Genomic DNA, 12,616 nt, shown 5'->3' with positions numbered 1-12,616 from the left:
GCCTTCGGATGCACCCACCCCTGGCGCGACTGGCTTGTGGCGGCTTCGGCTTCCGTTGGGCGTACCGTCCGAGCTGGCCATACATCAGTCTGGATATTGTCGGACGCGAGATCCAGAGAAGGCGAACTACTGTCGGGTTATCGACAATCACCAAACGTGACGAATTGGTGGTAACCATGAACGGATACCGTCGGTCGCGTCATCCCGCCGACCTGACATGGTGCTGCCTGGCACGAGAATCGCCGTCCGCCGGTAGGGTCACGTCCACCCTTCCGACCAACCATGGAGGAGAGCGCCCGTGCCGCAGCTCGCCTTCGCCAACAGCTTCTGGCAGAGCTACGACGTCCTGGAAAAGCCGATCAAGGCCGGCGTGCGCAAGGCGATGGACAAGTTCCAGCAGCTCAGTATCGCCGAGCTGCGCGCCGACAAGGGCCTGCACCTGGAGTCGGTGACAAACGCCCGCGACCCGCGGATGCGGACTATCCGGATCAACGACTTCTGGCGTGGCGTGGTGCTGGCGCCCGACGACGGCAGCGACACCTTCCTGCTGCTCAACGTCGTGTCACACGACGACGCGTACGACTGGGCGGCCAAGCGCCTTTACACCGTCAACACCGCCACCCGAGCCCTGGAAGTCCGCAACGTCGCCGCCATCGAGCAACTGACTCCGGCGCTGGAGAAGGCCGCCGCCCAAGCTCCCACGCTGCTGTTCGCCCGGCACTCCGACACAGTGCTGCGCCACCTCGGCATCGACGACCAGGTGCTGCGCGCGGTACGCACCATCATCGACAAGCCCCAGCTGGATGCCTTCGGCACGCTGCTGCCCGAAGACCAGTTCGAGGTGCTGCAGTACCTCGCCGAGGGCTTTACGCCGGACGAGGTCTACCGCGACGTCGTGGCCGAGCGCCGGCCGGCGGACGCGACGCCGGAGCCGAGCGAGAGTCTGGCGGTGGCGATCGCCAACACCGTCAACCGGATCACCCTGGTTACCCGGCCGGACGAACTCGCCGAGATCCTCGACAAGCCGTTCGCCGCCTGGCGGGTGTTCCTCCACCCGTCGCAGCGGCGGGTCGCGTACCGGGTCTCATACAACGGGCCGGCCCAGGTAACCGGTGGCCCGGGTACGGGGAAGACGGTGGTGGCGCTGCACCGGGTCAAGCACCTGCTCTCCCGTTCGCCCGACAGCCGGGTGCTGCTGACCACGTACACCAATGCCCTGGCCTCGACTCTGCGGGAGCACCTGACGCTGCTTCTCGACGACGAGGAGCAGTTGGCGCGGGTGGAGGTGACCACGGTGAACGCCGTCGCCCACCGCACCGTGCGGGCCCTCGCCGGGCGGGTGCCAACCCCGATCGGTGATCTGGACGAGCGGCAGGTCTGGCGGCGGGTGAGCGGGAGGCTGAAGCTGCCCTGGACCGAGCAGTTCCTCGCCCAGGAGTTCCGCCACGTGGTCCTGGCGCACAACGTGCAGACCAGGGAGGAATACCGCGCGGCGAACCGGCGGGGGAGAGGCTCGGCGCTGGGGTCGCGGCAGCGCGATCGGGTGTGGGACGCCGTCGAGATGTTCCAGAAGGAGTTGTCGGCGGCCGGCAGCAACACCCACCTGCAAATCTGCGCGCGTGCGGCGCAGCTGCACGGTGCCGCAGACCTCACCGTCCACGGGTACGACCATGTTGTCGTGGATGAGGCGCAGGACCTGCATCCTGCTCAGTGGCGGGTGCTGCGGGCCGTGGTAGCGCCCGGTCCGGACGACCTCTTCATCACCGGCGATCCTCACCAGCGGATCTACGACTCTCGAGTTTCGCTCAACGTTCTCGGCATCTCCGTCACCGGCCGCAGCAGCCGCCTGCGGGTCAACTACCGCAGCACCGAGGAGATCCTCTCCTGGGCAACCGGGGTGCTCTCCGGGTCGCGGGTCGAGGACCTCGGCGGCGATGGTGACGACAGCCTCGCCGGCTACCGGTCGCTGCTGCACGGCAGGCGGCCCCACGCTGCGGGGTATCCGACGAACCAGGCCGAGACTGCGGCGCTCGTGGAGCGGGTGGGGGAGTGGCTGAAGCAGGGCGTCCAGGCGAATGAGATCGCCGTGTGCGCTCGGTTTAGCACAACGTTGGGCGACGTGCAGGAGGAGTTGACTGCCGCCGGGATTCCGGCGGTCCGGGTGCGGGATCAGCCCGGGGCGGACGTCGACGGGGTACGGCTCGCCACCATGCATGCGATGAAGGGGTTGGAGTTTCGGTGCGTGGCGGTGGTCGGCGTTACCGCGCGGGCGGTGCCGTTCGCAAAGGAGGTCACGCCGGCCGAGGCGGATCCGTTGCAGCACGAGAGTGACCTGCTTCGGGAGCGGTGCTTGCTGTTCGTGGCGAGCACGCGGGCGCGGGAGGCGCTGCATGTGTCGTGGAGCGGAGCGCCCAGCATGTTCTTGTCGTTCGCCGGTTGAAGCTAGCCCAGGTGACCCTGAGCTCCGCCGCAAGTTTGCGCCGGAGCTGACGGGGATCCCGGTCGACGTCGAGGTGGACGGCTAACGTGTTGATGCTTGGTCGCGCTGCCGACGTGTTCCTCGACGCGTCACGTCGGCGCGTTCATTCCTTTCGATGTCAGCTCCCACACGCCACGATTCTCGGATCGCTTGATCAATCCATCGTTGACCATGTCTTTGCGCTCCCAGCGAGCGGCGTTTCGCCACCGCACTTCGGGCCCATCGACGATCCGGTAGTCGCCCTCGAGGAAGGTGTGCTCGATGCGGCGTTCGAGCTCCGCGAGCAACTTGTCGGCCTCCTGCCGACCGCCGGCCTCCTGAAGAATCGCCAGGATGTACCTTCGGAAGGCCTTCTGCGGCGTCTGACCGCGCATTCGTCCGGCAGGACGCTGAGGCGGCACCTTCAATGACGGCCCGTTAGTTTCCGTGCCGGTCGTTGCTGTATCCGGCTGGCCATGTTCCGCCCAGATGTCGCTGAGAGACTTCCCGTCGCGCTGACGTTGCCAGGCCCTCCAACCGTTGACCTCATAACCAGCGAGATGACGCGCAGCGCTCGAAGGAGTGTCGTGAAGGGAACCGTCCCGCAGGCGTAGCCGACCGTCGTTCGTGAGAAATGCCTCGTGTTGCTTCCCCTGATTTCGCCGATCCCACACGAGGCGCTCGTCGACAACGAGGATGCCGTCGGCAAGCAGCCGAGCGAGTTTGGTGGACGATGCCGGCTTCACATCCGCTCTCCTTGCTGGGCCTTCTGCGGGATCAGCGACGACACTTCCGGTCAGGTTCAAGAGCCGCCGCAGCACTGTGTTGGGCGTGTCGACGAACGCTTCGGCCTTGGACTGCAGTAGGGCGTACACCTCGTCGTCCACTCGGATGGTTGGTGCCATCGGCTGCCTCTCTGCGCCTAGGGTTGCTGAGGTGACAGTGTTGCAGACAGAAGAAATCTTGGGAAGTCGTCGGTCGGCTGAGTACCGGCGACGTGGATTGTGGACCGTCGGAAGGTGGTCGCAGTCCTGCCTGATAGGTGGTTCGCCCTCGCCTGTCTGTTCCTACGTCTGGATCCAGGCCGGTGAGAGCATGTCTTCATGTCGTACGACTGCGTCCCTGTTCCGAACCGCTTGCGGGAACTCCTTAGTCGATGGGACGCCAAGGGGCGACGGCCCCAGGGCGGGATCCGTTGGAACCGGTCAACGTGGCTCGCCAGCTTGATGGAGCATCAGAACCTCCTCGGGGAACTTCCGGACCGGCTCGACCGCGACCATGTGGCAGAACGCGGCCGCCGCGCTGGTGACGGCGAGGACAAGGCTGTCCAGGCGTTCGTCACAGCGATGGTGTGGGGGTACGGGCGGGTTGGGTACGGCGCGTTCCGAACCGCCCGGGTGCTGCGCGAGAACGACGAGGCGCCCCGGATTCTCCGCGAGGTGGCGTTGAAAACGCGCCGCGATGGCGGGGCTGAGGCGTTCGAATGGCTGAAGCGGCACCGCCTTCGCTACCTTGGCGTTTCCTTCGCCACCAAGTACCTGTTTTTCTGCAGCGATGCGGAGGCAGCACCAGCGCTAGTGCTCGATCGGCGCGTACAGCGGTGGCTCTGGCAGCACGCCGACTGCGACGTCAGTCTGGACTGGAACGTCGAAGACTACCGCCGGTACCTGTGTCTGGTATCCACGTGGGCGCGGGAGCTCAAGCTGAGGCCGGACGAGGTGGAATACTTGATGTTCGCCGACGACGGCTCGCAGCAGGTGACCGCCCAAGAGGTCTCCGAGGAGTCCGACGAATTCGCCGTGCTGGACGCTCTTGACGAGGCTGCTGCCACGTTCGCGGCCCTACCCCGCGATATTCACCCAAACGATGTTGACGACTTCGAGCTTGGCGTAAGGCAGTTGCGTCGTATCGTGCTGGCCCGCGGCTTCGCTCGGTGGACGCCACTGGAGTGACCTTGTCCTGGCCGAGTGGTGCGAGCTGTTGCCATACAGGACGTCCGTGGCCAGCGGCGCTCACCGGGGCACGCCGGGTCAGGACGAACCTGCGGTGGCCCCGCTAGCCTGGACTTCGCCCCCGCGGTCTTCGCCAGGCCTGCCGTCAGCCCTTCGCGCTGAGGTGGTGAGGCTGGTCAGTGGTGTGGTCGGTAGTGCGATCCAACCCTCGGTGGCGGCAGCGCCCTGGTCATCTGGACTGGGGCGGGTGGCTCGGCCGACGGCAGCCGCACGAGCAGTCAGGGCTGCCACGACAGCGTCGGTGGCGTGGTCGCTGTCCCGGCACACCGGTTCGAAGTCGCCGAGTTGCAGCCATGGCGCGGCGGCGGTCAGTCGATCGACCAGATCGTTCAGAGCACCGCTGTTCTGCCGCCCCTTGTATCCCTGATGTGGTAGCCCCACTGCTTCAGCGATGCCGCAGGGTAGACCTCGACGACCGTTCCGCCGCCGCATCGGTCCACCGGTTGCCCTTCCTCGGCGAGCCGCGCCAGCAGGGCGGCACACCGCATGGCCGTGTGTGCGATCCGATCCGCGGCCACGCTAAGCAAGGGGCGACGAATCAGCGCGTGGGTCACCACGTCGGTGCGACGCCAGGCCAGCGTCCTGCGCCAATCGCGGCCGATCAGGTCGGTCGGGGCGGCCAGCTCGCCACGGTGGTGGGCGAGGATGAATTCCACGAACGGCTCTGGCCAACCCAGCGGACAGTCGATCCCGGCTTTGTCCGCGCTCGACGCGGCTCGCAGAAGCTCGTCATCGCCAGCGCCGATGACCAACTCTTCCAGCACCGCCCCGGTTGGCGTCCACCGGATCCAGGCCACTGCGGTGTTGGTGTCCTCCGCCGCAAGATCGATCCCCGCCGTCAGCATTTGACCAACCTAGTGGGGTTGAGCGAACATCCATATCGTCCGCTGCTCCGGGTCGCGACCGGTCAATTCACCGACGGCAGCCGAGCCGTGCATGCCGCCACCCCAAGCGGACCGCCCGAGATCTGTGTCGGTACGGAGGATTGGCAGCCGAATTCCAGTTGATGATGATTGCGCCTGTGGCGCTCTTCCTGACCGACCTGGATCCTCGTGCTCGCGTAAAGGGATCACGGGACGGCCTCGGCGCGCAGGCTGTCTGGTCGGCAACGGGACGACCGCTCATCGGCAATCTGACCACCGTCACGGACTCGCTAGAGGGCTTCACCACCCTGCTCGTCGGGTTGCGACTGGCCGAGCTCGCCAGTGCGGACGAGTTGGACAACCCGACGAACGCCTTCCTGGTCTGGGAACAGATGGCGGCTTACGTGCGGCACGTCGCATGCGGTCATCGGGGCTTCTTCGGGCTGCAGCGGATCGCTGCCCGCGCAGCGAAGGCGGGCGGAAACGGCGGGAAGGTGCACCTGTCGGCGCAGCCGGAGCACCAAATTCTCAGCAATCAGCGAACGGACGGGCTGCTCGGTAACTACACGGCCCCTGCACGGGCATCCGGGCTCGTCGCGTCGGGAAGCCCCGCGCGGCTCACCCCGGAGGCAGCCGCCTTCGTGGACGCCGTCTACATTCCGCGACTCGAATCCGGGTGGGGGCCGGATGCCCACTACCTCGTCCGAGAGCTGCGGCGGGACCGGGTGGTGTTCGACCTCGGCGCGAACGAGAAGCGTAAGTCGGTGGCGAGCATCTTCAGCCCGGCGATGTCGCAGCAGGAGGTCGACTTCTACCGGCACCACCTGGTCGAGGGCGGCCAGGGCGACCCGACCGAGGGGCGGCAGCCCAGGTTCGCCACTCTCCTCGAAGCCAGGCCATCCGAGTCCGTCTGGCCCTCACGGCCGTACCTGATGGCGATCGCCGACGACGCCGAGTCGCGCGGTTGGAGCGATATCGCCGACCTGGTGCGCCGGGTCATCGCCTGCGAATCCGTGCTCGCGCCGGCGTCCCTGCTCTTCAGCTACCTGCTCGGGCGGAACGGCGTCCACCTCGACAAGGTCGTGGCTGACCTTCGATCGTCCTGGGGTGACCGCCTCGACTCAGTCGACCCGCTTGCGGTCTCCGCGCTGCCCGGTCAGGAATGGCCACACATCGCCGAGGCTCTCGCCGACGGCGACTATCCGCAGCTCATCAGGGCGTTGGCGGAGCGCAACGCCGCGGTGATGCGGGAGCGCGGTGGGGCGCTCGCCTGGCTTGAGGTGACCGACCAGGACCAGGTGCGGGTGCGGTTCCGCGACGAGCCGGCCGATCTGCCCACCGGTGACAAAATTCGGAAGCTGTGGTGGTACCCGTACTTCATCCCGTCACTTGTGTCCATGCTGGCGGCGATCGGGGAGGGTGAGGCGTGAGCGAGGGCATTCCCCGGGCGGTACTCACCGAGGCGCTGCGCGAGAAGATCAACGGCCGTGAGGTGCTGGCCGCGGTTTTCTGCACGTTCCGCTTCGATCCCGGCTTCTTTGAGCGCGAGATCCTCCCGGCTCTCTTTGACCTCCAACTGCACCAGGACCCGCAGATCCGGCGCGTCCAGCTCGAGGAGGCGCTACGCCCAACTGCTGGTCGCGTCGCCGTCTACTACGACCCTGGCGCGCTCGTGACGGGTGACGGATCGGCCTGCCTGGACGTACGTCGTATTCCGGTCCGGCCCCGCACCGGCTACTTCCATCCGAAGAACGCGTTCATTCTCGTGCGGGACACGTCGACGCAGGAACGGTCGCTGGTGGTGCTCACCGGATCGGCGAACCTGACCCAGGCGGGCTGGTGGGAGAACGTGGAGTGCGCCCACCTGGAGGAGATCGCCGAGTCCGGCCGGTCGCGGACCGCACCGGAGATTGGAGGGTTCCTCAGGCACCTGCGGACCATGGCGAAGAACTTCGACACCCACGCCGCTCTGGACGACATTCGCGGTGCGCTTCGTACCGTACAACCGATCGTGCACCGCACGGCGAGCGGCCTTATGCACCCGCACTTTCTCTTCAACGGGCGGCGCGGCGCCCAGTCGCTGGTCGACCAGCTCGACGCCGTCGCCGGCCAGTGGCTGCGTCACGCCGACCTCGAGGTGCTCTCCCCGTACCTCGACGATGCGGACGCGTCGGTGCCGCTCGAGACCTTGATCGACCGTTTCCAACCGAGGAAGTGGCGGGTGCTGCTGCCCGAGGAGGGCGGGCTAGCGCGGTGCCGCCCGGAGCTCTACGACTGGGTGCGCGAGCGAGGCGGCGAATGGGGTCGGCTGCCCAAGGCAATCCTCGCACGCGGCGGCAAGCAGGCGGCGTTAGCGGCGCACCGGACCGTACACGCGAAGGTGTACCGCTTCTTCACCAAGGACTGGGAGATCACGCTCGTCGGGTCGTTCAACCTGACCAGCCCGGCGCACTCGGGCAGCGGCAACGTCGAGAGCGGGGTGCTGTCGGAGGTGGCCATCGACCGGCGCCCGCGGTTCTGGCTGGAGGCGATCGAGGAACCACCGCCGTTCGCGCAACCGGTCGGCGAGGACGACGGCGTCGACCAGGGCTACGTGCCGCTGCTGGCGCGGTACGACTGGGCATCCGGGCAGGCAGAGGTCCTGTGGGACGGCGCGGGCGAGAGCCCGCCCATCCAGGTGTACGACCGCGGTGTTCACCTCTTCGACGTCGGTCAGCTGGAGCGAGCCGTCTGGACGGCGCTGCCCGTCGACGAGGCAGCGATCCTGTGCGAGCGGCTCCGCGAGACCAGCTTCCTCACCGCGGTCGCCGGTGATCAGCGCGGAATCGTCCTCGTCCACGAGACCGGCATGGCGCATCGCCCGTCGATTCTGCTCGATCTGACCCCGGCCGACATCCTCCGCTACTGGTCGATGCTCACCGCGGAGCAGCGAAACGCCTACCTGTCCGCGCACGGCGAGGCGCTGCGCGGACCTGGGGAAAGGCTGACGGTGGCGGCCCCTCCAGATACCATCTTCGATCGGTTTGCCGGAATATTCCACGGGTTCGCCTCGCTGGGTCGCGCCGTGCACGACGCCCTCGACCAAGAACGGGTCGAGGAGGCTCGGTTCCGGATGTTCGGCGCCAAGTACGATTCGGTGCCCGTCCTGGTCGAGCAAATGGCGAACGAGACGGCGGGGGATCCGCTGGATCGCTACCTCATGGTGCTCTGCGCGCAACAGCTCGCCGATCACGTACGCGGCAACTTCCCCGCGTTCTGGGCGTCGGATCCGGCCGGGGCTTCCCGGCTGGAGGAGGCTCTCAGCGTGCGGGCCGTCCTGCGGGAGCAGCTCATTGCGCGTAACGACGCCGAGATGGGGGAGTTCCTCGACTGGTACGAGCCCCGGTTCCTGGGCGAGACGGCGGTGGTGACGGCATGATGATCACTGTCGACACCGCAGCGCAGCTGCTGGACTTCGACCGGATGATCCACAATCCGCAGCGGGCGAGGGATCAGCTCCACGGGGCCGTCGCCCTGCACAACATCCTGCAGCGCCATCGTGTCGCCTACCTGGCCGACGAGGTCGGCATGGGCAAGACGTACGTGGCGCTCGGCGTCGTCGCATTGCTGCGTCACTTCGCGCCGGACCTAAGAGTGCTCGTCATCGCACCGCGGGAGAACATCCAGCAAAAGTGGCAGCGGGAGCAGGGCGTCTTCACCAAGAACAACGCTCGCGTGGACGACCTGCGGGTGCGGATGCCGGGTGGGCTGCCGGCGCGACCGCTCGTGCACTGCCGGAATCTGATCGAACTGTTGGAGGAGACCGCAGTCGGCCCCGACCGCGACTTCTTCGTCCGTCTCCCCAGCTTCAGCCTGCCCCTGCGCCGCGACGCCCAGCAGCGCCGCAACCTGCGTGACCGGCTGTGCGCGCAGGTCCCGTGGCTTCCCGACGACCTGGTCGACCTGCGGGCCAAGGCGGACGTCATCAAGGACCGGTTCGCGCAGGCGATAAACGCCGCCTTGCCTCACTTCGATCTCGTGATCGTTGACGAGGCGCACAACCTCAAGCACGGCTGGGGACCGCAGTCGTCCTCCCGAAACCGGGTTCTCGCCACCGTGCTCGGCCGCGACAGTGCCGACGTCGACCGGAGACTGCGCGAGAAGTACGGCCGGCGGGCCGGCAAGGTGCTGCTGCTGTCCGCGACGCCGGTGGACGACGACTACCGGCAACTGTGGAATCAGCTCGATGTCTTCGGGCTGGCTGAGCCCTTCCGGCCGCTACGGGACCAGGACGCCACGGAGCAGCAGCGGCGGGAGGCGGCAGGGGAGTTCCTGATTCGTCGGGTGACATCGCTGGAGGTTTCCGGGCAGCAGTTGACCAAGAATCTCTACCGGCGGGAGTGGCGCGGCGGGGGCGTCGCCGAGCACGATGAGCCGATCCGGATCTCGGACGACCGCCAGCGACTGACCGTCGCGCTGGTGCAGAAGAAGGTGAGCGAACTGCTCGACGACGAGCGGTTCGGCACCCGATTCCAGGTCGGCATGCTGGCGTCGTTCGAGTCGTTCCTCGAAACCAGCGTCGCGAAGAAGCCGACCGCGACGGAGGACCCCGACGACATTCCAGACGAAGCCGTCGAGGGTAACTTCGACGACGCCGGGCAGGCCACCGACGTGGTCGAGCGGCAGGGCATCGACGTGCCGATGCTCAACGACCTGGCCCGTGACCACTTCCGGCGGTTCGGCCGCGAGCTGCCGCACCCGAAGATGGACGCTCTCATCGGTACCCTCGCCACGTCCTGGCGAGACGGCCGCAAGGGGCTGGTCTTCGTCCGCCGGGTCGCGTCCGTCACCGAACTCAAGCGCAAGCTCGACGATGAGTACAGTGACTGGCTCGTCGACCGTCTACGCAACCGGTTGAAGGAGCGGCATCGGCCGGCCTTCGAGAACGCCATCGACGAGTTCCGCCGACAGCGGTCTCTGCGTGACGCGGGCGCCCCCATGGTGGTGGAACAGGTCCGGGAGGACGATGACGCCGGCGGACAGGACACGTTCTTCGCATGGTTCTTCCGGGGTGCCGGACCCGGCGGCATCGTCAGCGGCGCGACCGTCCAGGGGCGGTTCCGAAACCAGGGCGGCGCCCTCGGCACCTTCTTTGACGACAACCACGTCATGACGCTTCTCGGCGCCGGTCCGGGACAGGTCGGGGAACTGCTGGCAGGCGCGCTCGGCCAGGAGCGGGACAAGGTCGACCGGCTCATCCGCGAGCACTCGCGGCACTACCTGACCGAGGCGAAGCAGGCGACCCGCGCGGCGCGGTTCGACGCTGTCCAGGCCGCCGCGCTCGAACTGCTCGCCCATCACGAGGGGCCACATCGGGAACGTGCCGAGGTGATCTGGCGCGAGATGTACCGTCCGGAGAAGCGCAGCGCCGTCTCGGCGGAGGCGGACCCGGATCTGCTGGAGACCAGGACCTTCTTCACGGAGCTTCGCGGGCGAGAGCAGCTGCGTGGCCTGATCTGGCCGGAGCCCACCGGCGGCGACCCGGGCGAGTCGTTTCGCGAGCAGTATCTCCGCGCGCAGTTCCTCTCTGCCGCTGCCCGCCTCGGGCACGCCTTCCTCGACCTGTACGCCGTGGTCACCGACCACCTGCCAACGCTGGAGCCTTCCGCCGCGATCGATCGGCCGGACGTGGCGATCACCGCCTACCTCGATGAACTCGAAAGCCAGGCAGCCGCCTCGCCCGGCACCCGACAGTGGGCAGGGTTGGATGAGCTTGCCGCCCTGGCCGAGCACTACGAGCTCATCCTCGACACCAACCTGCCCGATGCGAGGCAGGTCGATCTGCGAGAAGCACGCACTCTTGTCAGCCGACTCTTCACCGCGCAGGAGCCCGTCGCCGGGATGTCCGGCCGGGTCAACAGGCGCCACGTGCAGCAGTTCCGTCTCCCCGGTTATCCGCTCGTGCTGATCTGCACCGACCTCCTTCAGGAAGGGGAGGATCTGCACACCTTCTGCTCCCGCGTCTACCACTACGGTCTGGCCTGGACACCGTCGGCGATCGAGCAGCGGATCGGACGGATCGACAGGGTGCGGTCCGAGAGCGAGCGTCGGCTAACCGCCCTGGACCGTGCGGACGGCGACGATCGGCTGCAGGTGTACTACCCGCATCTCACCGACACTGTGGAACGCCTGCAGGTCCGTCGAGTACTGCGCAGGATTAACGATTTCCTCCGGCTGATGCACGAAGGCTTGATTCTGCCGACCACGGGCGACGGCCACCTCGACGTCAGCCGGGAGGCATTGGCCGACGAGGACGTCCCACCGCCGCCGGCCGAACCGCTCAGGACCTCCTTTCCGGTACGACCGGAGCACCTCGACGGGCAGGCCCGGCCGCTGGCGGTGGACGAGACGAGCGCCATGGAGCAGTTCGAGCGCTTCAAGGCGCTGGCGCGCGGGGTCCTGCCCGACCTCGCGGTCGAGTGGGAGCGGAACCAGCCCGGCGACAGCGGGCTCCTCGGCACGGTCGTCTTCGCCGGCGGGCGACAGCAGCCGTTCAGTCTGCAACTGGAACGGGAAGGCTCGTACCTCGTTGTCCGGTGTGTCAGCCCCATCGGACGGATCAGCACCGCGGACCAGTGGGATGACCTGGCGAGGCGGTCGGCCAGCATATCGGCCCGGCTCGGTACCGTCGAGGCCCGCGGCGGCAGCTACGACGTCACCGTGGAGGAAGATGTCCTGCTCACCACGCCGACGTACGACCTGCCTCGGGTCGCGGCGCTGATCCGGCGGGTCACGACGCTCGCTGATGGGATCGAGCGGGAGCATCTTCCCGAACGCGATCGACTGCTCAAGGAGTTTAGGGCGGAGTTGGAGCGGGATGTTCGGCATGCGCGATGACTGGCGTCGGCTCTGCGAGACCGATGACATGCGGCCAAAGGGAAAGCAGGTGAGAGTTTCCTTCGCCAATGGCCGATCACATTCCGTACACGTACACGACGGCGCGGAGGGGTATCTCCTCACTGCTGTGGTCGCCGGAGCTGACGTCGTCGGGCAGTGGGAGCGCCTCTACCGCGAGGCATGGGAGAAGAACCGCCACAGCAAGCTGGTGGGCTTCCGGGTCGACGCGGACGGTCGAATGATCGCCCACGGGTGGACGCCGAAGGACGGAATCACCGCGGGCACCTTCCGAACTCTTGTCCGCGCCGTTGCGCGCGAGGCCGACCGGTACGAGTTCCAGCTAACGGGCGCGGATCGACGCTAACCTGCTGGTGCACCGTGCCTGGCCGGGGTCGTCATCGCGTTAG

At 67.3% G+C, this 12,616-nt stretch carries 8 protein-coding genes; 6 read left to right on the top strand and 2 right to left on the bottom strand.

Annotated features, from left to right (window positions below; all coding sequences use genetic code 11):
* Window positions 1-298 precede the first annotated feature (298 nt).
* Window positions 299-2,440, top strand: a complete 2,142-nt coding sequence (locus ACLQ27_RS04935; RefSeq protein WP_357492477.1) for a UvrD-helicase domain-containing protein — start codon at window positions 299-301, stop codon at window positions 2,438-2,440.
* Window positions 2,441-2,568: 128 nt separating this feature from the next.
* On the opposite strand, the gene ACLQ27_RS04930 is transcribed toward ACLQ27_RS04935, so the two are convergent.
* The gene (locus ACLQ27_RS04930; protein ID WP_357492475.1) at window positions 2,569-3,363 is read right to left on the bottom strand and encodes a winged helix-turn-helix domain-containing protein; all 795 of its coding nucleotides are present in this window, start codon (window positions 3,361-3,363) and stop codon (window positions 2,569-2,571) included.
* 198 nt (window positions 3,364-3,561) lie between these two features.
* Here ACLQ27_RS04930 and ACLQ27_RS04925 point away from each other — a divergent pair, with 198 nt between their 5' ends.
* Window positions 3,562-4,410: a hypothetical protein gene (locus ACLQ27_RS04925; protein ID WP_357492473.1), complete on the top strand. Its 849-nt coding sequence runs from the start codon at window positions 3,562-3,564 to the stop codon at window positions 4,408-4,410.
* A gap of 389 nt (window positions 4,411-4,799) precedes the next feature.
* Here ACLQ27_RS04925 and ACLQ27_RS04920 read toward each other — a convergent pair whose 3' ends face one another.
* On the bottom strand, window positions 4,800-5,315 hold the full coding sequence (locus ACLQ27_RS04920) for a DUF429 domain-containing protein (protein WP_425865767.1): 516 nt from the start codon (window positions 5,313-5,315) through the stop codon (window positions 4,800-4,802).
* A gap of 161 nt (window positions 5,316-5,476) precedes the next feature.
* Between ACLQ27_RS04920 and ACLQ27_RS04915 the strand changes: the two genes are divergently transcribed.
* From ACLQ27_RS04915 to ACLQ27_RS04900, 4 genes are read left to right on the top strand one after another with little or no spacing between them, the layout of a single operon-like run.
* A complete protein-coding gene (locus ACLQ27_RS04915) occupies window positions 5,477-6,763 on the top strand; it encodes a hypothetical protein (RefSeq protein WP_357492469.1) in 1,287 nt (428 codons plus the stop codon).
* Complete coding sequence (locus tag ACLQ27_RS04910) at window positions 6,760-8,751, top strand: hypothetical protein (RefSeq protein WP_357492467.1); 1,992 nt, start codon at window positions 6,760-6,762, stop codon at window positions 8,749-8,751. The genes ACLQ27_RS04915 and ACLQ27_RS04910 overlap by 4 nt, the downstream gene beginning before the upstream one ends.
* Window positions 8,748-12,209 carry a DEAD/DEAH box helicase family protein gene (locus ACLQ27_RS04905; protein ID WP_425865766.1) on the top strand — a complete coding sequence of 1,154 codons (3,462 nt, stop codon included), beginning with the start codon at window positions 8,748-8,750 and terminating at the stop codon, window positions 12,207-12,209. Before ACLQ27_RS04910 ends, ACLQ27_RS04905 begins: the two co-directional genes overlap by 4 nt.
* Window positions 12,199-12,573, top strand: coding sequence for a hypothetical protein (locus tag ACLQ27_RS04900; protein ID WP_425865765.1), 375 nt, complete (start codon window positions 12,199-12,201; stop codon window positions 12,571-12,573). Before ACLQ27_RS04905 ends, ACLQ27_RS04900 begins: the two co-directional genes overlap by 11 nt.
* Window positions 12,574-12,616: the final 43 nt, after the last annotated feature.

Origin of the sequence: Micromonospora sp. DT63 (assembly GCF_049841615.1) — a bacterium.
Lineage (GTDB): Bacteria > Actinomycetota > Actinomycetes > Mycobacteriales > Micromonosporaceae > Micromonospora.
This window is presented reverse-complemented; position numbering and strand designations above follow the sequence as displayed.